General features: G+C 75.1%; 25 protein-coding genes. 9 read left to right on the top strand and 16 right to left on the bottom strand.

What is annotated here, in order from left to right:
• Window positions 1–254: 254 nt before the first annotated feature.
• The 5 genes from PGB27_RS03805 to PGB27_RS03785 all read right to left on the bottom strand — a co-directional run bounded on the left by PGB27_RS03805 (window position 255) and on the right by PGB27_RS03785 (window position 3,716).
• A complete protein-coding gene (locus PGB27_RS03805; protein WP_274199026.1) occupies window positions 255–1,163 on the bottom strand; it encodes a MerR family transcriptional regulator in 909 nt (302 codons plus the stop codon).
• The gene (gene garA, locus PGB27_RS03800; protein WP_274199025.1) at window positions 1,160–1,627 is read right to left on the bottom strand and encodes a glycogen accumulation regulator GarA; all 468 of its coding nucleotides are present in this window, start codon (window positions 1,625–1,627) and stop codon (window positions 1,160–1,162) included. The genes PGB27_RS03805 and garA overlap by 4 nt, the downstream gene beginning before the upstream one ends.
• Window positions 1,628–1,871: 244 nt before the next feature.
• Window positions 1,872–2,261: a glycine cleavage system protein GcvH gene (gene gcvH, locus PGB27_RS03795; protein ID WP_274199024.1), complete on the bottom strand. Its 390-nt coding sequence runs from the start codon at window positions 2,259–2,261 to the stop codon at window positions 1,872–1,874.
• 80 nt (window positions 2,262–2,341) lie between these two features.
• Entirely contained in the window at window positions 2,342–2,938 is a 597-nt protein-coding gene (locus tag PGB27_RS03790; protein ID WP_274199023.1) for a CDP-alcohol phosphatidyltransferase family protein, read from the bottom strand.
• Between the two features lie 28 nt (window positions 2,939–2,966).
• Window positions 2,967–3,716, bottom strand: a complete 750-nt coding sequence (locus PGB27_RS03785; protein WP_274199022.1) for an SDR family oxidoreductase — start codon at window positions 3,714–3,716, stop codon at window positions 2,967–2,969.
• Window positions 3,717–3,740: 24 nt separating this feature from the next.
• On the opposite strand from PGB27_RS03785, the gene PGB27_RS03780 reads away from it, so the two are divergent.
• Window positions 3,741–4,934: a glycosyltransferase family 9 protein gene (locus tag PGB27_RS03780; RefSeq protein ID WP_274199021.1), complete on the top strand. Its 1,194-nt coding sequence runs from the start codon at window positions 3,741–3,743 to the stop codon at window positions 4,932–4,934.
• On the opposite strand, the gene selD is transcribed toward PGB27_RS03780, so the two are convergent.
• From selD to PGB27_RS03765, 3 genes are all read right to left on the bottom strand, one after another.
• A complete protein-coding gene (gene selD / locus PGB27_RS03775) occupies window positions 4,915–5,916 on the bottom strand; it encodes a selenide, water dikinase SelD (protein ID WP_274199020.1) in 1,002 nt (333 codons plus the stop codon). The two genes, PGB27_RS03780 and selD, sit on opposite strands and share 20 nt — an antisense overlap.
• A 9-nt stretch (window positions 5,917–5,925) precedes the next feature.
• On the bottom strand, window positions 5,926–6,693 hold the full coding sequence (locus PGB27_RS03770) for a DUF742 domain-containing protein (RefSeq protein WP_274199019.1): 768 nt from the start codon (window positions 6,691–6,693) through the stop codon (window positions 5,926–5,928).
• Between the two features lie 437 nt (window positions 6,694–7,130).
• Complete coding sequence (locus tag PGB27_RS03765) at window positions 7,131–7,382, bottom strand: RNA-binding S4 domain-containing protein (protein WP_408630004.1); 252 nt, start codon at window positions 7,380–7,382, stop codon at window positions 7,131–7,133.
• Window positions 7,383–7,444: 62 nt separating this feature from the next.
• Here PGB27_RS03765 and PGB27_RS03760 point away from each other — a divergent pair, with 62 nt between their 5' ends.
• Window positions 7,445–8,188 (top strand): sulfite exporter TauE/SafE family protein, encoded by a 744-nt coding sequence (locus PGB27_RS03760; RefSeq protein ID WP_274199018.1) that lies wholly within the window; start codon window positions 7,445–7,447, stop codon window positions 8,186–8,188.
• A gap of 80 nt (window positions 8,189–8,268) precedes the next feature.
• Here the strand turns inward: PGB27_RS03760 and PGB27_RS03755 are convergent, their stop codons facing one another.
• The 4 genes from PGB27_RS03755 to PGB27_RS03740 are packed head-to-tail and all read right to left on the bottom strand — an operon-like array spanning window position 8,269 to window position 10,556.
• Window positions 8,269–8,994 carry an SDR family NAD(P)-dependent oxidoreductase gene (locus tag PGB27_RS03755; protein WP_274199017.1) on the bottom strand — a complete coding sequence of 242 codons (726 nt, stop codon included), beginning with the start codon at window positions 8,992–8,994 and terminating at the stop codon, window positions 8,269–8,271.
• Entirely contained in the window at window positions 8,991–9,446 is a 456-nt protein-coding gene (locus tag PGB27_RS03750) for a GatB/YqeY domain-containing protein (RefSeq protein WP_274199016.1), read from the bottom strand. The genes PGB27_RS03755 and PGB27_RS03750 overlap by 4 nt, the downstream gene beginning before the upstream one ends.
• Before the next feature lie 13 nt (window positions 9,447–9,459).
• The gene (locus tag PGB27_RS03745) at window positions 9,460–10,191 is read right to left on the bottom strand and encodes an SDR family oxidoreductase (RefSeq protein WP_274199015.1); all 732 of its coding nucleotides are present in this window, start codon (window positions 10,189–10,191) and stop codon (window positions 9,460–9,462) included.
• Window positions 10,192–10,211: 20 nt separating this feature from the next.
• Window positions 10,212–10,556 carry a VOC family protein gene (locus PGB27_RS03740; protein ID WP_274199014.1) on the bottom strand — a complete coding sequence of 115 codons (345 nt, stop codon included), beginning with the start codon at window positions 10,554–10,556 and terminating at the stop codon, window positions 10,212–10,214.
• An 87-nt stretch (window positions 10,557–10,643) separates the two neighbouring features.
• On the opposite strand from PGB27_RS03740, the gene PGB27_RS03735 reads away from it, so the two are divergent.
• Together PGB27_RS03735 and PGB27_RS03730 are read left to right on the top strand one after the other, a co-directional pair.
• Window positions 10,644–11,207: an RNA polymerase sigma factor gene (locus PGB27_RS03735; RefSeq protein ID WP_274199013.1), complete on the top strand. Its 564-nt coding sequence runs from the start codon at window positions 10,644–10,646 to the stop codon at window positions 11,205–11,207.
• Window positions 11,204–11,947 (top strand): methylated-DNA--[protein]-cysteine S-methyltransferase, encoded by a 744-nt coding sequence (locus tag PGB27_RS03730; RefSeq protein ID WP_274199012.1) that lies wholly within the window; start codon window positions 11,204–11,206, stop codon window positions 11,945–11,947. The genes PGB27_RS03735 and PGB27_RS03730 overlap by 4 nt, the downstream gene beginning before the upstream one ends.
• 118 nt (window positions 11,948–12,065) lie before the next feature.
• On the opposite strand, the gene PGB27_RS03725 is transcribed toward PGB27_RS03730, so the two are convergent.
• On the bottom strand, window positions 12,066–12,872 hold the full coding sequence (locus PGB27_RS03725) for a DUF1684 domain-containing protein (protein WP_274199011.1): 807 nt from the start codon (window positions 12,870–12,872) through the stop codon (window positions 12,066–12,068).
• Entirely contained in the window at window positions 12,869–13,396 is a 528-nt protein-coding gene (gene msrA / locus PGB27_RS03720; RefSeq protein WP_274199010.1) for a peptide-methionine (S)-S-oxide reductase MsrA, read from the bottom strand. The genes PGB27_RS03725 and msrA overlap by 4 nt, the downstream gene beginning before the upstream one ends.
• Window positions 13,397–13,516: 120 nt before the next feature.
• On the opposite strand from msrA, the gene PGB27_RS03715 reads away from it, so the two are divergent.
• Window positions 13,517–13,984: an SRPBCC family protein gene (locus PGB27_RS03715; RefSeq protein WP_332843744.1), complete on the top strand. Its 468-nt coding sequence runs from the start codon at window positions 13,517–13,519 to the stop codon at window positions 13,982–13,984.
• Here PGB27_RS03715 and PGB27_RS03710 read toward each other — a convergent pair.
• On the bottom strand, window positions 13,923–14,630 hold the full coding sequence (locus PGB27_RS03710; RefSeq protein WP_274199008.1) for a 2'-5' RNA ligase family protein: 708 nt from the start codon (window positions 14,628–14,630) through the stop codon (window positions 13,923–13,925). The two genes, PGB27_RS03715 and PGB27_RS03710, sit on opposite strands and share 62 nt — an antisense overlap.
• A gap of 65 nt (window positions 14,631–14,695) precedes the next feature.
• On the opposite strand from PGB27_RS03710, the gene PGB27_RS03705 reads away from it, so the two are divergent.
• The 3 genes from PGB27_RS03705 to PGB27_RS03695 are packed head-to-tail and all read left to right on the top strand — an operon-like array spanning window position 14,696 to window position 18,055.
• On the top strand, window positions 14,696–15,145 hold the full coding sequence (locus PGB27_RS03705) for a helix-turn-helix transcriptional regulator (protein WP_274199007.1): 450 nt from the start codon (window positions 14,696–14,698) through the stop codon (window positions 15,143–15,145).
• A gap of 5 nt (window positions 15,146–15,150) precedes the next feature.
• A complete protein-coding gene (locus PGB27_RS03700; RefSeq protein WP_274199006.1) occupies window positions 15,151–15,570 on the top strand; it encodes a VOC family protein in 420 nt (139 codons plus the stop codon).
• Between the two features lie 49 nt (window positions 15,571–15,619).
• Entirely contained in the window at window positions 15,620–18,055 is a 2,436-nt protein-coding gene (locus PGB27_RS03695) for an excinuclease ABC subunit UvrA (RefSeq protein ID WP_274199005.1), read from the top strand.
• Here the strand turns inward: PGB27_RS03695 and PGB27_RS03690 are convergent, their stop codons facing one another.
• The gene (locus PGB27_RS03690) at window positions 18,056–18,949 is read right to left on the bottom strand and encodes a LysR family transcriptional regulator (protein ID WP_274199004.1); all 894 of its coding nucleotides are present in this window, start codon (window positions 18,947–18,949) and stop codon (window positions 18,056–18,058) included.
• An 84-nt stretch (window positions 18,950–19,033) separates the two neighbouring features.
• Between PGB27_RS03690 and PGB27_RS03685 the strand changes: the two genes are divergently transcribed.
• Window positions 19,034–20,485 carry an EamA family transporter gene (locus PGB27_RS03685; RefSeq protein WP_274199003.1) on the top strand — a complete coding sequence of 484 codons (1,452 nt, stop codon included), beginning with the start codon at window positions 19,034–19,036 and terminating at the stop codon, window positions 20,483–20,485.
• Window positions 20,486–20,672: the final 187 nt, after the last annotated feature.

The following is a 20,672-nucleotide window of genomic DNA, read 5'->3' as shown; positions in this document are numbered from 1 at the left end:
CGCCCTCCTCCTGGTCGGGCCCGCAGGCTCCGTCTCCCAGCCCTCGGTCGACGACCCGTGACGCTACACGCTCCGCGACCGCCGCGCGCGCGTCCGAGGGACCCGCCCGGAGCGCGTCGCCGAGCGGGCGCGGGCCTCGTACGGAGGGCTCGTGCCGGGGTCGTGACGCTCCTGTCACGGCGATGTGACGGCCGTGCCGGGCGCCCCGCTGAACGGTGTCAGCGCTCGTGTCAGGGCGGGTGTCAGGGCGGGTGTCAGCGCCGCAGGCCGTGGCGCAGACCCGCGCCGACGAGCAGGGCGTGCAGGCGCCCGGAGAGCGCCGCCAGCTCGGCCGAGAGCTCCTCGGCGCGCCGGGCCGCCTCGGGGCCGCGGCTGCGCGCCACCGGCGTCACGAGCTGCGCGAGCAGCCCGACCTCGCGGTCGGCGCCGGCGCGCACGGAGCGCAGCAGGCGGGGCTCGACGCCGAGCCGGGCGAGCGACGCCGCGGTGCGCGCGACGAGCACGTCCTCGGGCTCGTAGCGCCCGTCGGCGTCGGGACGCAGGATGCCGTGGCTCTCGAGGCCGTCGAGCAGCGTGGCGTCCACGCCGTCCTCGGCGAGCAGCACGTCGCGGCCCACGGTGTCGCCGCGCGCGACCCCGGCGATCGTGCCGTCCGGGTCCTCGTCGGGCTCGACGCGGTCGGCGACCGAGGCGAGGCTGCGCACCCGCGCCGTCGCCCCGGCGCTGGGGCCGCCGCCACCCGTGGAGGGACCCGAGGGGCCGCCGGGGCCACCGGGTCCGCCCGGTCCGCCCGCGTCGACGGCCGGACCGCCCGCGAGGGCCACGCCGGTGTTCCCGGCACCCCCGCCGACCGGCAGGTCCCCGGGTAGCGACGGGCCGCCGGGCACCGGGTTCCGGTCGAACTCCTCGAGCCGGGACCGGATGACCTTGAGGGGCAGGTAGTGGTCGCGCTGTGCGGACAGGACGAACCGCAGCCGGACGACGTCGTCGTGCGAGAACTGGCGGTACCCCGCCGGCGTGCGGGCCGGGCGGATCAGCCCCTCGGACTCGAGGAACCGGATCTTGGAGATCGTGATCTCCGGGAACTCGGCCCGCAGCGCGTCCAGGACCGAGCCGATCGAGAGGGGGGCTCCCCCCGGCTCGGGCAGCCCGGCGGCGGTCACTCCAGCCCCGCCCCCGCCCCGGCCGACCCGCCGTCGCGGGGGCCGGTGAGGAACACGAGACGGAACTTGCCGATCTGCACCTCGTCGCCGTTGGCGAGCACCGCGGTGTCGACCGGCTCGCGGTTGACGTAGGTGCCGTTGAGGCTCCCGACGTCGACCACCACGAACTCCGCGCCGTCGCGGCGGAACTCCGCGTGACGGCGGGAGACGGTGACGTCGTCGAGGAAGATGTCCGAGTCGGGGTGGCGACCGGCGCTCGTGGTGTCGCGGTCGAGCAGGAAGCGCGAGCCCGCGTTCGGACCGCGCTTCACCACCAGCAGCGCCGAGCCGGCCGGCAGCGCGTCGACCCCGGAGACCGGGGCGCCGCGCGACTCGGTCTCGGGGTCGGCCAGGAAGTCGGCCCGGAAGACCGACGTCGTCTCGCCCTGACGCTCGGGGGGGACCGGGGGACCGCCTGTGCTCACCGTGCTCCTCCGTCGTGTCGTGCTCGTCCAGGTCGTCCCGCCCGTCCCCGGAGGCCGTCGCGCGGCGCGGTGGAGGCGCCGGTGCGGGGCTCGGTGACGGATCGTCGCGAGGTGGCCGACACGGTACCGGTCCCCGTCACGGGGTCGAGGCCCTCCCCACCCACCGTGAGCGGACATCGGCGTGCCGTGGCGGAGCGTGCAGGGCGGTGCCCCGTCGAGTGCCGCCGGCCACCCCGACCGTGCGTCAGGAACCGTCGACGAGGTCCTGGTAGCCGGCCGCGTCGAGCAGCTCGTCGACGGCGCGCGGGTCGGGCACCCGCAGCTCCATCATCCAGCCCGAGCCGTAGGGGTCGGAGTTGATGAGCTCGGGGGTGTCGGACAGCGCGTCGTTGACCGCCGTCACCTCGCCGTCGAGCGGCGCGTAGATCTCCGAGACCGACTTCGTCGACTCGACCTCCGCCACGGACTCGCCCGACGTCACCGACGCCCCCACCGACGGCAGCTGGACGAAGACCACGTCGCCGAGCTGGTCCTGCGCGTAATCGGTGATGCCGACCCGCACGACGGAGGGGTCGGCCTCGGTCGCCGTGATCCACTCGTGCTCGGCGGTGTAGCGCAGGCCCTCGGGGACCACGGGCGGCTCCTCATCTCGTCGGCTCACACGGCTACCGCCGCGTACGGGCGGCGGCAGGCTAGCGGGCGAGCGGGGCGATGTCATGGTCGAGCGTTGCTCGGCTCCCTCTCCGAAGGCGCGCGGACGAGCTGGATCAGGTAGAGCGCCCCCGACCACAGGTGCAACGCGATGCCCCAGGCGGTGAAGGCGTAGGCGAACGGTCGGGCGAGGTCGGCGCCGGGCCAGTCCATCTGCGCCAGCAGGAGCAGCGGGAACGCGTAGAGCAGGTTCAGCGTCGCGGCCTTGCCCAGGTAGAGCACGGGGAACGCGAGGTAGCCCTTGCGGCGCAGCAACGGCAGGGCCAGGGAGACGACGAGGTCGCGCCCGAGGATGAGCGCGAGCACCCACCACGGCACGATCCCGCGGATGAGGAACGCCACGAGCGCCGCGACGGTGTAGAGCCGGTCGGCGAGCGGGTCGAGCAGCTCCCCCAGACGGCTGTACTGGTCGAGGGCGCGCGCGATGCGCCCGTCGAGCCAGTCGGTGACGCCGCTCGCGACCAGCACGACCAGCGCCCAGCCGTCCGCCTGCGGCCCCAGGAGCAGCCACAGGAACAGCGGCACCCCGAGCAGGCGCACGAAGCTCAGCGCGTTGGGGACGGTGAGCCAGCGCTCGTGGGCGAGCTCCCGGAGGGTCACGCGCGCAGTATCCCCGCGGCGCTCGCCCTCAGCGCGCCGTCCAGCCCATGTCCATGATCACGGGCGAGCCGGTGAACGACGACCCCGCGCGCGTCTGGAGGAAGGCGACGACGTCGGCGACCTCGGCGGGCTCGATGAGCCGCTTGCTCGCGTGCGGGGTGAGGATGACCTCCTCGAGCACCCGGTCCTCGCTGATGCCGTGGGCGCGCGCCTGGTCGGCGATCTGCTTCTCGACCAGCGGGGTGCGCACGTAGCCCGGGCAGACGGCCGTGGCGGTGATCCCGTCCGCCGCGCCCTCGAGCGCGAGCGTCTTCACCAGGCCCAGCACCCCGTGCTTGGCGGACACGTAGCCCGCCTTGAACGGGGACGCCGCCAGCGCGTGGGCGGAGGCGATCGCGACGAACCGCCCGCCCTCGGGCGCGGCGCGCAGGGACTCCCAGGCGTACTTGGCGAGCAGGAACGGGCTGGTCAGGAGGATCCCGAGCAGCGCGTCCCAGCGGTCCTCGTCGAAGTCGGCGACCGGGGACACGTGCTGGAACCCGGCGTTGGCGACGACGAGGTCGAGGCGCCCGAAGTGCTCGAGCGCGGTGTCGACGGCCGCGCGGTTGCCCTCGCGGGTGGTGAGGTCGGCGCCCAGCGAGGGGCCGGGCAGGGTCTCGTCGCTCTTGAGGTCGACGCCGAGGACCGACCACCCGTCGCCGTGGAGCCGGTCGACGATCGCGCGCCCGATCCCGCTTCCCGATCCGGTCACCACGGCTGCTCGCTGCTCGCTCTCCATGCCCCGACCGTAGGCTCTCGCGGCGTGATCGTCCCCGACCCACGGGTCGCTGCGTCCCCCGACGGCCCCCCGCACGGCCGTCCTGACGGCCCGGCCCTGGGCCTCCCGGCCCAACCCGCTCCCCCGGTGCCCGACGCCCGGCGGATCGCGATCCTGCGCGCCAACGGCATCGGCGACTACGTCGTGGCCGAGCCCGCGCTCTCCGCGCTGCGCGACGCCTACCCCGACGCCGAGATCACGCTGCTCGGCGCGAAGCACCACGAGGCGCTGCTCGCGGGCCGGCCGTCACCGGTGGACCGCGTCGTCACGGTGCCGCTCGTGCCCGGTGTGCGGGTGGGTCCCGACCCGGACGCGAGTGAGGAGGAGGTCGAGGCCTGGTGCGCGGAGCGCCGCGCCGAGGGCTACGACCTGGCCGTGCAGCTCCACGGCGGCGGGCGGAACTCCAACAAGCTCCTGCTGCGCCTGGGCGCGGAGGTGACCGTCGGCGCCGCCACCCCCGACGCGCCGCGACCCGACCGCTGGGTGCCCTACTGGCCCTACCAGCACGACACCGTCCGCTGGCTGGAGGTCGCGGCCGCGGCGGGCGCGCCCACCCGTCGCATCGAGCCCCACCTCGCCGTGACCGAGGCCGACCTCGCGGCCTCGCGCGCCGTCGTGCCGCCCGGCGACGCCCCGCTGCTCGTCGTGCACCCCGGGGCCACCGACGCCCGCCGCTGCTACCCGGAGGAGCGCCTCGGCGCGATCGCCCAGGACCTCGCCGACCTCGCCGACCTCGCCGACGGCGCCGGCCGTGGCGCCCGCGTCGTCGTCGCCGGCGGGCCGAGCGAGGCCGACCGGGTCGCGCGGGTGGTCGCGGGCATGCGCACCGAGCCCGAGACGGCCGTCGGCACCCTCGACCTGCCCGCGCTGGTGGGGCTCCTGTCCCGCGCGACGATGGTGCTGGGCAACGACTCGGGCCCGCGCCACCTCGCGGGCGCGGTGGGCACGCCGACGGTCGCGGTGTTCACCTACGCGAACCTCGCCGACGTCGCCCCGCTCACGCGCACCTGGCACCGCGTGCTCGTCTCGTGGCACGGCGGCTGCCAGGTGTGCGGGCGGCGCGTGCTCGACGGCTGGTGCGGGCACGAGGCCAGCGCCACCCACGACGTGCCCGTCGAGGAGGTCCGCGAGGCGGCGCTCGACCTGTGGGGGCAGGCGCTCAGCGCACGCGGAGGGTGACGCCGTCCTCGGGCGCGACGATCTCGCCGATCACCGGGTGGCCGGGGATCTCGCCGGCGAGCAGCAGCCCGCCCGAGGTCTGGGCGTCCGCGAGCAGGAGCGCCGTGGTCTCGTCGACGTCGATCCGCGCGTGCGGGCGGACCCAGTCGAGGTTGCGCCGCGAGCCGCCCGGCACGTTGCCCGCCGCGGCCGCCTCGCGGGCGCCGTCGAGGAACGGGACGGCGGCGCTGTCGATCACCGCGGTGACGCCGGAGGCGCGCGCCATCTTGTGCGCGTGGCCGAGCAGGCCGAAGCCGGTGACGTCGGTGCCGGCGCGGATGCCGGCGGCGAGCGCGGCGCGAGAGGCCGCGGCGTTGAGCGTGGTCATGACGGCGATGGCCTCCGCGAACGACTCGCCGGTGGCCTTGTGCCGGTTGTTCAGCACCCCGAGCCCGAGCGGCTTGGTCAGCGTCAGCGGCGTGCCCGGGCGGGCGGCGTCGTTGCGGATGAGCGCGTCCGGGTCGGCCGTGCCCGTCACGGCCATGCCGTACTTGGGTTCGGGGTCGTCCACCGAGTGGCCGCCGGCGACGTGGCACCCGGCCTCGTCGGCGACCGCCAGCCCGCCCCGCAGCACCTCCGCCGCGAGGTCGTAGGGCAGGACGTCGCGCGGCCAGCACAGGAGGTTCAGCGCGATCACCGGCCGCCCGCCCATCGCATAGACGTCGGAGAGCGCGTTGGCGGCGGCGATGCGGCCCCAGTCGTAGGGGTCGTCGACGACCGGGGTGAAGAAGTCGGTGGTCGCGATGATCGCGAGCCCGTCGCGGATGCGCACCGCCGCGGCGTCGTCACCGTCCTCGAGCCCGACGACGAGCTCGCCCTCGCGCGCGGTCGACGGGGACGGGGTGAGGCCTCGGACGACGTCCTCGAGCTCGCCGGGCGGGATCTTGCAGGCGCAGCCGCCACCGTGGGCGTAGCCGGTGAGGCGAGGGGTCGTGGTCGTCACACCCCTGTTCTACAGGCGGTGCAGGCCGTCCAGCACGCGCTGCATGATGTCGAGCGACGGCGCCCCGGACGTGGCGACGGCCCGCGGGTGCACGAGGAGCAGTCCCGCGCCCGCCATGTCGTCGATGATCACCCGGGCCACGCCGAGCGGGACCGCGAGCAGCGCGGCCACCTCGGCCACCGACCGGGGGTCGTCGACGACGTCGCCGACCGCGACGTGCTCCGGGTCCTCCAGCGGAGGGCGCGGGGACGGGATGGACACGAGGGTCTCGACGGCGAGGTCGGCCCGCGCCCGGGTGCGCCCGCGCGTGCGGACGTAGGGGCGCACGCGGGTGCGGGTGCTCTCCGGCGGCGGGGGCGCGGTGATGAACAGCGGGATGGTCGGCGCGTCGTCGGGCTCGGGCTGGCGACGGGCCGGCGGCGGCGCCTGCTCCGGGACGGCGGCGTCCTGCTCGGCGGCGCGGGCGGCCTCCTTGCGGGCCCGGCGCGCGTGGGAGCCGAACCGGGCACCGGTGAGCGGGAGGCTGCCCGACTCGCCGGGCAGGACGAGGCCGCCGGACGCGTCCGCGGTCCCCTCGGCGGTCCCGTCGGCGGTCCCGTCGGCCGTCCCGTCGGTGGTCCCGTCGCTGCTCCCGGGCGTCGCGTCGGGGGTGTCCTCGGGCTCGGGGACGTCGTCGTCGAGGGGGCGCGGGAAGCGGGCGCCGGTGCGCCCGACCCGCCCGCGGCGGCGGCGGCGTGCGCCGACCGGGCCGTCGGACCCGCTCTCGCCTTCGCTCACGCTCCGCTCCCCCTCGGTGGCCACGAACGGCCCAGTGCGGACCGCTGTCCCCCGCCCGCGCGACGGACGCGACGGTCACCGGACGAACAGGAGGCAGGGTCACGATAGAGCAGGTCTCGGTCCGATCACACCGTCCGCCGGGCCCGGTGGGTGAGAGCGCGATCGTCGTGACGTGGCGTGACATGTCCGTTACTCGGTGACAGTGACGTCACGTCCGTGGGACGAGTCGATAGCGACCGGATCGGACGCGGTGTCCTCCGGCGACGGCCCGCTGTGCAGGGACTAAGCTCGTACCCAGCCCCATCTCGGACCTCTCTCCGTGGGGCTGTTTCCACATCGGGGCTCGGGGTCGTCGTCGTTCCACCCGGTTCGCCGGGACGGCGATTCCGGGCCCCGTTGCAGGCTCCGTCGCGGGCTGCCTCGCGCCGCCGGTCGCGCTACCCCTGGGGACCGCGCACGCGGATCCGCTCGTCACCGAGGGCCACGACGTCGCCCGGCACCACCTGGCGACCCCGTCGTGACTCCCCGCGTCCGTTGACCGTGACCTCGCCGGCCTCGAGGACCTCCCGGGCGGCCGCGCCGTGCTCCACGAGGTCCGCGAGCTTCAGCAGCTGGCCGAGCCGGATGGTCTCGTCCCGGATCTCGACGTCCCTGATCGGACTCCGGCCCGCGGGCGCTCGCTGCTCCACCGGGCGAGTGTGCCCCGCGCCTCCCCCGCGGAACCCGGCACCGTGCGTGAGCCGGTGGTGTGATGGCGCCGATGGTCGCCCTGCTCGTCGTCGCCGGGTTCGCTGCCGGGCTGTCGGGCTCGATGGCCGGGCTGGCGTCGCTCTTCTCCTACCCCGCCCTCCTGGCGGTCGGCCTCTCCCCCGTCGCCGCGAACCAGACGAACACCATCGCGCTGGCCGTCAGCAGCGTCGGCTCGATGCTCGGCTCGCGCCCGGAGCTGCGGGGCCAGGCGCCCCGGGTGCTGCGGCTGCTGCCGCTGACGATCCTCGGCGGCGCGATCGGCGCGGGCCTCGTGCTCGTCACGCCGTCGGAGGCCTTCGCGCTCATCGTGCCGTTCCTCGTCGCCGGTGCCTCGCTGGTGCTCCTGCTGCGCCCGCGCCCCGACGCCGCGCCGGTCACCTCGCGCGGCGGCCGCGCGGCCACGGTCGTCGGCGTCGTCGCCGTCGGGGTGTACAGCGGCTACTTCGGCGCGGCCGCCGGGGTGGTGATGATGGCCCTGCTCGTGCGGGCCCTCGCCGACAGCCTCGTGCGCGTCAACGCCGTGAAGAACGTGCTGCTCGGGGCGTCGAACGCCGTCGCGGCGGTCGGGTTCGCGGTGCTGGGCGAGGTGTCGTGGTCAGCGGCCCTGCCCCTGACCGCCGGCCTGCTCGTCGGCAACTACTGCGGCCCGGCGATCGCCCGCCGCCTGCCCCCGACCGTCCTGCGCGTCGGGATCGCGCTCGCGGGCCTGGTCCTCGCCGCCGTGCTGCTAGCCCGGGCCCTGTAGGCGCACCCGTATCGCCGCGAGGGCGTCCCTCGCTGCGTCCCACGCCGCCAGGGCGTCCCTCGCTCCGCGACCCTGCGCGCCTACAAGGTCTGGCCGCCGTCGACGGTGATCGTCTGCCCCGTGATCGCGCGGCTCTCGACGAGCCCGAGCACCGCGCGGGCCACGTCCTCGGGCGTCGTCTCGCGGTCGAGCAGCGCCGACGCCGCGAGCTCCCGGCCGCGCTCCTCGTTGCCGGCCCACCACCGGGTCAGCACGAGGCCCGGCGCCACCTCGTTGACCCGCACCGGGGCCAGGGCGCGGGCGAGCGAGCGCGTCAGCCCCTGGAGCGCCGACTTGCTCACCGCGTACGGCAGCGACGACCCGTTGCCGGTCTGCCCCGCGATCGAACCGATGTTGATCACCACGCCGTCGTCGGCGGCGCGCAGGTCGTCGGCCGCGGCCCGGGCGCAGTACCAGGGCGCCATGAGGTTGATCGCGAGCAGCTGCTGCCAGACCTCGTCGGTGGCGCCCTCGAGGTCGTCGAGGGGCAGCGGCACGGTGGCGCCGGCGTTGTTGACGAGCACCTCGACCGGCCCGAGCCGTTCCCGCACCTCGTCCACCATCGCGCGGACCGCGGCGTCGTCGGTGACGTCCGCCCGGACCGCCAGCGCGCGGCCGCCCTCGGCCTCGATCTCGGCGACCGTGGCCTCGGCCTCGTCGGACGAGCGCCGGTAGGAGATCGCGACGGCGCGCCCCGAGCGGTGCAGGGTGAGGCTGCAGGCGCGGCCGATGCCGGTGCCGCCGCCGGTGACGAGCGCGGTGCTCACGAGCTCAGCTGGCGCTTGACCTCGCCCGACACGCGCCGCCCGTCGGCGCGCCCGGCGACCCGCGGCTGCACGACCTTCATCACCTGGCCCATCTGCCTGGGCCCCTCGGCGCCCGTCTCGTCGATGGCCGCGGCGACGAGCGACGTCAGCTCCTCGTCGGAGAGCTGGGCGGGCAGGTAGTCGGTGAGCACGGCCTGCTCGGCGCGCTCCCGTTCGGCGAGCTCGGTGCGGCCGGCGCCGTCGAAGGCCTCGGCGGACTCGCGGCGCTTCTTCGACTCGCGCCCGAGCACCGTGACGACCTCGTCGTCGGTGAGCTCGCGGTGGCTCTCACCCGCCACCTCCTCGGTGTTGATCGCGGACAGCGCCATCCGCAGCGTCGCCACCCGCACCTCGTCGCGGGCCTTCATCGCGGTGGTGAGGTCGCTGCGCAGTCGCTCTTTCAGCTCGGCCACGACCCCACCGTAGTCACGTGACCCGACGCAGGATCGGCGTCGGCATGACGCGCAGGACCCGGCCGAGGACCGCCCACGGCCAAGCCGGCACGTAGGCGTGCGCCGGCGCCTTCTCGATGGCGTCGACCATGGCCCGCGAGCCGGTGGCGGCGTCGACCGAGAACGGTCTGCTCAGGCCGCCGTTGAGGTCGGTGCGGATGTAGCCGGGCGCCAGGGTGGTGACGCGGATCGGCGTGCCCGCGACGTCGACGCGGATGCCCTCGGCGAGGTGCGAGAGCGCCGCCTTCGTCGCGGCGTAGGTCGTCTGCGCGCCGCGCAGCCCCCGGTCGGCGGCCACCGACGACACGACGACCAGGTGCCCGGAGCCCTGCGCCCGGAAGATCTCCATGGCGGCCTCGCACTGCGCCAGCGCGGCGACGAAGTTGGTGCGCGCCGTCGCGAGGTTGGCGTCGAACCGCCCGGTGCCGATCGGCGCGCCCTTGCCCAGCCCGGCGTTGACGACCACCCGGTCGAGGCCGCCGAGCTCGTCGTGCAGCGCACGGACCGTCCGGAAGACGGCGTCGTGGTCGTCGACGTCGAGCGCGGCGACGGCGACGCGGACACCGGTCGGCGCGAGCTCCTCGCGCAGCGCCTCGAGACGGTCGAGGCGGCGGGCGACGAGCGCGAGGTCGTGGCCCCGGGCGGCGAGCTCGCGGGCCATCCCCGCGCCCAGGCCGGAGCTCGCTCCCGTGATCAGGGTCGGCATGGACCGACTGCCTACCAGGCTCACCGGTGCGCGAGCACGTTCACCACCACGCCCTGCGGGGTCCGGACGAAGAAGCGCCGCACGCCCCAGGGCTCGTCGGTGAGCGGGTGGACGATCTCGTAGCCGGCCGCGACCGCCTGCGCGTGCACGGCGTCGACGTCCTCCACCTCCACCGACACCCGGCTGTCCTCGGGCGCGGTGGCGTCGCGGGAGATGAGCTGCACCTGGACGGCGTCCGCGGCGCGGTGGTTGACCACCCAGCCCATGTCCATCGGCGTCTCGAGCCCGAGCAGCCCGGTCCAGAAGGGGGCGTCGGCGACGGGGTCGGCGACGGTGAGGTTGGGGACGATGCGGCGCACGGTCATGGCGGCGAGCCTGCCCCGGGCACGGTCGACCGTCTTGCAGGAATCGGAGGCCGCCACGGAGTCCGCGGCTGTGGTGTTCTCCCCGACGTGGCGGACGACGAGCAGCTGCGCGCCGCGCTGAGCGAGGACCTCGACGCGGGGTTCGAGGCGCTGGTGCGCACCCACGGGGACGTGGTGCACGCGGTCGCCCGGCGCACCGCCGAGCGGGCCGCCGACGCGGAGGACCTCGCCGCCGAGGCGTTCCTCCGGGCCTACCGGGCGCTGCGCGGCTACGACCCCGACCGCATCGCCCGGCTGGACCTGCGGCCCTGGCTGCTCACGATCCTGCTCAACACCGCCCGCAACGACCGCCGCGACGCCGCCCGCCGCCCCCGCACCGACGGCGCCGCCGACCCGCCCGACCGCGCCAGCCCCGCTCCCGGACCCGCCGAGCGGGCGGAGGGCACCGACCTCGGCGACCGGCTCGCCGCCCTGCTCGCGACGCTGCCCGTCGCCCAGCGCACCGCGGTGGTGCTGCGCCACGTCGTCGACCTGCCCGTCGCCGAGGTGGCCGCGGTGCTCGCGTGCAGCGAGGGCACCGCCCGCTCGCACGCCGCCCGCGGGCTCGCCGCCCTGCGCACCCGCCTGACCAGCACGGAGGAGACCTCATGACCGACCCGGTGCTCGCGGCGCTCCGCGACCTCGCCGAGCCCGCCCCCGCGACCCTCGCCGACCGGGTCGTCGACGGCTGGCTGCGCGTCCCCGGCCCGCTCGGCGAGGTGTACGCCGTCGTGGGTGCCCGGGGTGTGCGGCTGCTGCGGCCGGCGGCGTTCGCCGGCGAGCTCGACGCGTTCCTCGAGGACTACCGCAGCCGCCACGGCCGCCCAGTGCGCCCGGCGCCGCGCGCCCCCCGCGGGCTGCTGCCGGCGCTGCGGGGCCGCGGCGAGGGACCCGCCCTCGACCTCGGGGACCTGACGCCGTTCGCCCGCGAGGTCCTCGCCGTCACCGCCCGCATCCCCGCGGGTCAGATCCGGCCCTACGGCTGGGTCGCCCGGGAGGCCGGGCACCCGGCCGCGGTGCGGGCCGTCGGCACGGTGCTGGCGCGCAACCCGGTGCCGCTGCTCGTGCCGTGCCACCGGGTGGTGCGCTCCGACGGCGACGTCGGGCAGTACCTCTCGGGGCGCGCGGACAAGGTCGCCCTGCTCGAGCGCGAGGGGGTGGAGCTCGCGCACCTCGAGGCGCTCGCGGCCGCGGGCACCCGGCTCGTCGGCAGCGACACCACGGGCGTCGTATGCTTCCCGACCTGCCACCACGCCCGCCGGATCACCACCGCCCACCGGCACGGCTTCCCGAGCCTGGCGCGCGCCCGCGCCGCGGGCTACCGCCCCTGCCGCGACTGCCGCCCCTCGTGAGCGGACTCTCCAGCCATAGCTCGCAAGTCCGCTCACGAGGGCTCAGCGCGCCGGGGAACCCGCGTCGACGGCAGCAGGTCGCCGACGTCGGGCACGAGGGTCGGACAGGTCGGACAGGTCAGACGGGCGTCTTCTCCCCCGCCGCGACCGGCACGGTGACGGTGTTGCCCGCGGGCGGGAGCGGGCAGGTCGCCGAGGCCGTGAACGCGCACGGCAGGTTGATCGTGCGGTTGAGGTCGATCGACACCGACCCGTCGGCCGCCGGCGGCGCGGTGCGCAGGACGCGCCCGCCGCCGTAGGTGCTCTCCCCCGAGGTGCCGTCGCGGAAGTGGAGCTTGAGCTCCTCGCCCGGCTCGCCGTCGCCCAGGGCCACGAGCTCCTGCTCCTCGCCGCCGAGGGTGAAGCGCACCGTGCCCACGGCCGTCGGGTGGAACCCGAGGCCGTCGACGACGGTGTCGACGTCGATCCGGCGCGGCGCGTCCCAGGCCTCGAAGCGCCCGGTGACGATCCACTCGGCGTCGACCGGGAACGCCGGCACCCCGGCGAACCGCTGCCGGGTCGGCGCCTGCGGGTCGCGGATACGCAGCGCGAGGTGCTCCTCGCGACGGATCACCTCGACGCGCCGCTCCCCCACCGCGACGAGCACGCCCGGCTTGCCGTCGACGGGCTCGACGCGGGTGGTGCCGTCGACGGGCGCGCCGTCCACGGACACGCCGTCGGCCGCGCTCGCCGAGATCTCCACACCGCCGTCGACGGCCCGCCACGTCCCCGGGAGCTCCGGGTAGGTGCGGGCAGCGTCATCGGCCCCGTCGAGCCAGTACAGCGCGGTGAGGCTGAGCCACCCGTGCGGGGCGCGGAGGGTCTCCTCGCGCTCTGCGTGCCAGGCGGCCCAGCTCGTCGCGAGGTCCTCCTCGACGGCCGTCACGCCTGGCTCGTCCCGGTGCTCGCCTCGCGCTTCGGCAGGACCCAGCCCGGGCGGACGAAGTGGCAGGTGTAGCCCCAGGGCATCTTCTGCAGGTAGTCCTGGTGCTCCGGCTCGGCCTCCCAGAACTCACTGGCCGGCTCCACCTCGGTGACGACCTTGCCCGGCCACAGGCCCGAGGCGTCGACGTCGGCGATCGTGTCGCGCGCGACGCGCTCCTGCTCGGGAGTCGTGTAGTAGATCGCCGACCGGTAGCTGCGACCGATGTCGTTGCCCTGCCGGTTCTTCGTCGACGGGTCGTGGATCTGGAAGAAGAACTCGAGGATCTCGCGGTACGAGATCACCTCGTCGTCGAACACGACCTCGACGGCCTCGGCGTGGTCGCCGTGACGCCGGTAGGTGGCGTTCGGGGTGTTCGGGTCGCCGGAGTAGCCGACCCGGGTCGAGAGGACGCCCGGCCGCTGGCGCAGCAGCTCCTGGGCACCCCAGAAACACCCGCCGGCCAGGATCGCGGTCTGAGTGGCCACCGATTTACCTCCTCGGTCTCGCCTGCACTCGACACAACGCGGCGGGCCGGACGGCTGTTCCGGCGGAGGCCGGACGGGTGCAGACGGTTGTGTGCCACTCGTGGTGACATGCTCCGCGCCGTGAGCGAGCAGCGCATCGAAGTCACCCGGTGGATCGACGCCGAGCCGGCGACCGTCTTCGACGTGCTGCGGGACCCGCACGGCCACGTCGCCATCGACAGCTCGGGCATGCTCATGTCCGCGACCGGCGAGCCGGTCCAGGGCGTCGGCGACCGCTTCACCGTCCACATGGACCGCGAGGCCCTCGGCGACCGCCCGCTCGGGCGCTACGACGTCGACGTCGTCATCACCGTCTACGACCAGGACCGCGAGATCGCCTGGACGATCGAGGGCCAGGTGCGCCCGTACATCGGCCACGTCTACGGCTACCGGCTCGAGCCGGCCGAGGACGGCACGCGCGTGACCTCGTACCACGACTGGTCGGCCATCCACCCCGAGTGGGCCGCCCGCGACATCTTCCCGGTGATCAACCCGCACTCGATCCAGGCGACGCTGGGGATCCTGGCCCGGACGGTCCAGAAGGACTGACACCAGGAGCGACGCCCAGCGGCACCTCCGCACCGACGTCCCACGTCTCGGTGCGCACGAGGAGCTGCACGGCCTCGACGCGCACGGTCAGCGGCAGCCGGGGCGCGAGCGCGGCCTCGGCTCGGCGCAGGGCCGCGGTCGAGGCGGCCCGGCGCAGCCCGACCGTCAGGTGCGGGACGAGCTCGCGGTCCTCGCGCGCCAGGTCGGGGAACGCCGCGTGGACCCGCTCGGCGATCTCCCGAAACGCGTCCACGGCGTGCTCCCCGTCGGGCGCCAGCCACAGCACGCGCGACCCGAACCACCGCAGCTCGCCGAAGGTGCACGAGAACGCCGGGACCGGCGCCACCGCCGCCCGCAGCGTCGCGAGCGTCGTCGCCGTGACCTCGGCCGGGACGACGAACGGGTACACGAGCGTGAGGTGCGCGCCCAGGCCCCGGCGCGCCGTCGGGTCGAGCTCGTCGCGGAACGCCCCGACCAGCGGCTCGGCCTCCGGGACCAGCGCCGCGATCATCGTGCGACGCGCGGTCGGGTCGATCGGTGGGTCGATCGGTGGGTCGGCGGGCGGGTCGGCGGGCGGGTCGGCGGGCGGGTCGGCGGGCGGGTCGGCGGGCGGGTCGGCGGGCGGGTCGGCGGGCGGGTCGGCCACGACCCGAGCATGCCGCCCGACGAGGCGCTCCCGCAGGTCGGGCGGCCCGTGGCACGATCCACCCGATGACCGGCCGAGCGTCCCACGAGGAGCACCTGCGCGACCTCGCGCGGCTGCGCCGCGTCCGCGACCGGATCGACCGTGAGTACGCCCAGCCGCTCGACGTCGAGGCGCTGGCCCGCGGGGCGCACATGTCGGCCGGGCACCTCAGCCGGGCCTTCCGCCGCGCCTACGGCGAGTCGCCCTACAGCTACCTCATGACCCGCCGCATCGAGCGGGCGATGGCGCTGCTGCGCCGCGGCGACCTCAGCGTCACCGAGGTCTGCTTCACCGTCGGCTGCTCCTCGCTGGGCACGTTCAGCACCCGCTTCACCGAGCTCGTCGGCATGTCGCCGAGCGCCTACCGCCGCGACGCGTCCCACGAGGCCGAGGGCATGTCGCCGTGCGTCGCCCGCAAGGTCACGCGACCGATCAGGAATCGAGAAGCACCGGCCGCGGCGCCCTCCCTAGCGTGAGCGCCATGGCGAGCACCGACATCACGATCTACCAGGCCTACCTCCCGCACGACGACGCGAAGGCCGCGATCTCCTTCTACCGCGACACCCTCGGCTTCGAGGTGCGCAAGGAGGTCGAGTACGGCGACATGCACTGGATCACCGTCGGGCCGCCCGGCCAGCCGGGCACGTCGATCGTGCTGCACCCCCCGACGGCCGACCCGGGGATCACCGACGACGAGCGGCGCGTCGTCGCCGAGATGATGGCCAAGGGCACCTACGCCGGCATCAACCTCGCCACGCCGGACGTCGACGCGACCTTCGAGCGCCTGCAGGCGGGGGACGCCGACGTCGTCCAGGAGCCCACCGACCAGCCCTGGGGCGTGCGCGACTGCGCCCTGCGCGACCCCGCCGGCAACATGATCCGCATTTTCGAGGTGAAGTGACGGCCGTCCCGCCGAGCACCCGACCGACCAGCAGGGAGACGGAGACCCGATGAGCACGGCCACGACGGAGACCACCTGGTCGGACGGGACGGCGGGCGCCCATCCCGCCGACGGCCACGACCGCATCCGCGTGCACGGCGCCCGCGAGAACAACCTCAAGGACGTCAGCGTCGAGCTGCCCAAGCGCCGCCTGACCGTGTTCACCGGCGTCTCCGGGTCGGGCAAGAGCTCGCTGGTGTTCGGCACGATCGCCGCCGAGTCCCAGCGGATGATCAACGAGACCTACAGCGCGTTCGTCCAGGGCTTCATGCCGACACTCAACCGTCCCGACGTCGACGTCCTCGACGGCCTGACCACGGCGATCGTCGTCGGCCAGGAGCGGATGGGCGGCGACGTCCGGTCGACGGTCGGCACCGCCACCGACACCGGGGCGATGCTGCGGATCCTGTTCAGCCGGCTCGGCGAGCCCCACATCGGCGGGCCGCAGGCGTTCTCGTTCAACGTGGCCTCGATCAGCGGCGCCGGGGCGGTGACGTTCTCCAAGGGCGGGCGCGAGATCAAGGAGCGCCGCGACTTCAGCATCACGGGCGGCATGTGCCCGCGGTGCGAGGGCCGGGGCACCGCGTCGGACTTCGACCTCACCGCGCTCTACGACGCGAGCAAGTCGATCAACGAGGGCGCGATCACGATCCCCGGCATGAGCATGGACGGCTGGTTCGGCCGCATCCTGCGCGGCTGCGGGTTCTTCGACCCGGACAAGCCGATCGCGCGCTTCACCGAGCGCGAGCTGGACGACCTTCTCCACAAGGAGCCGACGAAGCTCAAGATCGAGGGCATCAACCTCACCTACACCGGGCTCATCCCGCAGATCGAGAAGTCCTTCCTGTCCAAGGACCGGGAGGCGATGCAGCCCCACATCCGCGCCTTCGTCGACCGCGCGATCGTCTTCACCGCCTGCCCCGAGTGCCACGGGACGCGCCTGTCCGCGGCCGCCCGGTCGTCGACGATCGCGGGGAAGAACATCGGCGAGGTCTGCGCGATGCAGATCAGCGACCTGGCGGAGTGGGTGCGGGGCCTCGGCGAGGCGACCGGAGACGGAGCGAAGCGGAGCTCGACCATCGAGGGCGTGGCGCCGCTGCTCGGGTCGCTGTCGGCGACGCTCGACTCGTTCGTCGAGATCGGGCTGGGCTACCTCTCGCTCGACCGGCCGGCGGGCACGCTGTCGGGCGGCGAGGCGCAGCGGACGAAGATGATCCGGCACCTCGGGTCGGCGCTCACCGACGTCACCTACGTCTTCGACGAGCCGACGATCGGGCTGCACCCGCACGACATCGCGCGCATGAACGACCTGCTGCTGCGCCTGCGCGACAAGGGCAACACCGTGCTCGTCGTCGAGCACAAGCCGGAGACGATCGCGATCGCCGACCACGTCGTCGACCTCGGGCCCGGCGCCGGCACCGCCGGCGGCGAGATCGTCTACGAGGGCGACCTCGAGGGGCTGCGGCGCAGCGGCACGCGCACCGGGCGGCACCTCGACGACCGGGCGTCGCTCAAGACGTCGGTGCGGACGCCGACCGGGGCGCTCGAGGTGCGCGGGGCCGACGCGCACAACCTGCAGGGCGTCGACGTCGACATCCCGCTCGGCGTGCTCGTCGCCGTCACCGGCGTGGCGGGGTCGGGCAAGAGCTCGCTGATCCACGGATCGATCGCCGGCCGGGAGGGCGTGGTGGTCGTCGACCAGGCGCCGATCAAGGGCTCGCGGCGCAGCAACCCGGCGACCTACACCGGGCTGCTGGAGCCGATCCGCAAGGCGTTCGCCAAGGCCAACGGCGTGAAGCCGGCGCTGTTCAGCGCGAACTCCGAGGGCGCCTGCCCCAACTGCAACGGCGCCGGGGTGATCTACACCGACCTCGGGATCATGGCCGGCATCTCGACGGTGTGCGAGGTGTGCGAGGGCAAGCGGTTCGACGCCTCGGTGCTCGAGTACCGGCTGGGCGGGAAGGACATCAGCGAGGTCCTGGGGATGCCGGTGGCGGAGGCCGTCTCGTTCTTCGGGTCCGGCGACGCGAGGACCCCGGCAGCCCACAAGATCCTCGAGCGGCTCGTCGACGTCGGCCTCGGCTACCTCACTCTCGGGCAGCCGCTGACGACGCTGTCCGGCGGCGAGCGCCAGCGGCTCAAGCTGGCCACGCAGATGGCCGACCAGGGCTCGGTCTACGTCCTCGACGAGCCGACGACGGGCCTGCACCTCGCGGACGTCGAGCAGATGCTGGGCCTGCTCGACCGGCTCGTCGACTCGGGGCGGTCGGTGATCGTCATCGAGCACCACCAGGCGGTCATGGCGCACGCCGACCACGTCATCGACCTCGGACCGGGCGCGGGCCACGACGGCGGGCGGGTGGTGTTCGAGGGGACGCCGGCGCAGCTCGTCGCGGACCGCTCGACGCTGACCGGGCGGCACCTGGCGGAGTACGTCGGGGCCTGATCAGGACGTGGCTGTCCGGGCGACCCGGTCCAGCACGAGCGCCAGCGGCGGCCACGCGGCGTGTCCCCGGCGCGTCACCGCCGACGCCCGCAGGTGCACGCCGGGGTCACGCAGGGGCACGACCGCGATGCCGGGGCGGCGCGGGCGGTCCTGCGGCAGCAGGCCGACGCCGAGGCCCGCGAGGATGAGGTCCTCGACGAGGTCGAGGCTGTCCGCCTCGTGCGTGATGCGCAGCGGGAAACCGGCCATCGAGGCGAGGGTGCGCAGGACCTGCTCGTCGGCGGTGTTGCGCGAGTTGCCGATCCACGCCTGGTCGCGGAAGGCCGCGACGACGCCCGCGGCGTCGGGGGTCGCGTCCGGCGCCGCGGCCTCGGGCACGGCGAGGCCCCACGGGGTCGACCACAGCGGGGACGCCGTGAGGTCCGGGTCGAGGGGTGCGGGCGCGAGGTCGTAGTCGTAGGTCAGGGCGAGGTCGATGCGGTCGGCCATGAGCATCGCGTGCGCCTCGGCCGGCTCGTACTCGCGGATCGTCAGCGTCACCAGCGGGTGGGTCGCGGCGAGCGCGGCGACGGTCGGCATGAGCGCCCGGCGGATCGCCGTCGCGAACCCCGCGACCCGCACCTGCCCGCGCGGCTCGGCGTGCGGGTCGAGGTCGCGCTCCGCGGTCTCGACCGCCGCGAGGATCGTGCGGGCGTGCTCGGCGAGGCGGTGGCCCGCGGCGGTGAGGCGGGAGCGGCGGCCGTCCGGCTCCACCAGCGGCGCCCCGGTCTCGCGGGCGAGCGCCGCGATCTGCTGGGACACCACCGACGTGCTCGTGCCCATCGTCTCGGCCACGACCCGCATCGACCCGTGCCGTGCGAACTCGACGAGGTAGGGCAGGCGGCGGGTGTCCACGACGCACATTGTCCGTGATCTGCGGACGGTTCGTGAAGGATTCTCACGTGGACGTGGACGTTCGCGCGCTCTTGGATGGATGCCGTGACGCCCACGCTCCCCGCGAGTCCCTCGACCTCCGCCCGCACCGGGGCTGCCATGGCGCTGGCGGCCATGTTCTCCGTGCAGCTCGGGCTCGCCCTCTCGGTGGGTCTGTTCGAGCGGATCGGGCCCGCGGGCACGGCGTGCCTGCGGCTGGTGCTCGCCGGGGTCCTGCTGCTCGTGATCGTGCGGCCGCGGCCGACGGCGTTCACCCGCGCGAGCCTGCTGGCGTGCGTGGCGCTCGGGACGGTGACGGCCGGGCTGACGATCCTCTTCACCGAGGCGATCGCCCGCATCCCCCTGGGCACGGCGTCCGCGCTGGAGTTCCTCGGACCGCTCGGGGTGGCGCTCGTCCGCGGTCGGGGGCGTGCGCGGGGCTGGGCGCTGCTCGCCGCGGTCGGGGTGGTGCTGCTGACCCATCCCTGGCAGTCCGGCCTCGACCCCGCCGGCGTCGCGTTCGCCTTGGCCGCGGCGTGCTGCTGGGCCGGCTACATCGTGCTCACCCAGCGGGTCGGCGACCACGTCACGGGCATCACCGGCCTCGCCGTCTCGATGCCCGTCGCCGGGCTGGTGGCAGGGGCCGTGGCCGGGCCGGGGTTGGTCGCTTCTGCCGAGGCCGGCGGCCTGGACGCGACGGTGCTGCTCGCGGGCCTCGGCATCGCGCTGCTGCTGCCGGTCCTGCCGTTCACCCTGGAGCTGCTGGCCCTGCGCCGGCTCACCACCGCTGCCTTCGGCACGCTCATGTGCCTCGAGCCCGCCATCGCGCTCGGGATCGGGGCGGTGCTGCTCGCGCAGGTGCCGACGCTCGAGGCCGTGGTCGGCATCGCCGCCGTCGTCGCGGCGGGTGTGGGGGCGGAGCGGTCGGGGGCGCGAGCCGGCTCGCCCTCCGGGTCAGGCGGCGGCGACGAGGCCGACGAGGCTGCCGATCGCGGCGAGCACGGCCAGCGGCACCCCGACGACCAGCGCCGTCCGGACGTGGCGGAGCCGGCCCGTCGCCCACATCGCGACGGCGGGCAGGAGCGCCAGGACCGCCACGCCGAGGAACGGCACGGCCAGGGCGGTGAGCACGCCGGCGGTCCCGGTGGGCACCGCGCGGCCGGTCTCGGTGTCGAGCCGGGCGCGGACGACGTCGCCGGCCTCGGAGTCCGGGGTGGCGTCGACCGCGATCGCCGGGTCGCCGCTGTCGGGGACGAAGGTGCCGTGGCAGTCGTAGCGGCCCTGGCCGAGGGTGATGCACTCGTCGACGGTCAGGGTGCCCGGGACGCCGGCACGGCCGGTGGCCAGCTCCAGGTCGCCGACCGAGGCGACCAGGGGCATCACCCCCATCACGATCCACAGGACCAGCAGGACCGCCCGCCCCGCGGGGCCGGGACCGCGCCCGCGGGTGGGGGTCGGGGCGCCGAAGAACTCCGTCACGGCGCCAGCATGATCGAGCCCGGGGCCCGGGGGTACTGAGGGAACTCTGTGGACTCGGCTGCTCGGCGGGGCGTCCGCCCCGCGGTGCCCGGGTTCAGAGGGGACGCGGGGTCGGCCGCCGGGTCGGGGTCGTTGGTCGGGGTCGATCCAGGGTGGTGGGGTGAACCAGGGCAGCCCGTCGACGATGGTGACCTGCCACTGGCCGTGGTGGATGAGCCGGTGGTGG

It is taken from the genome of Actinomycetospora lemnae, from assembly GCF_028737315.1.
GTDB lineage: Bacteria > Actinomycetota > Actinomycetes > Mycobacteriales > Pseudonocardiaceae > Actinomycetospora > Actinomycetospora lemnae.
The sequence above is the reverse complement of the archived record's forward strand: the minus strand, read 5'-3'. Positions and strand labels throughout refer to the sequence as shown.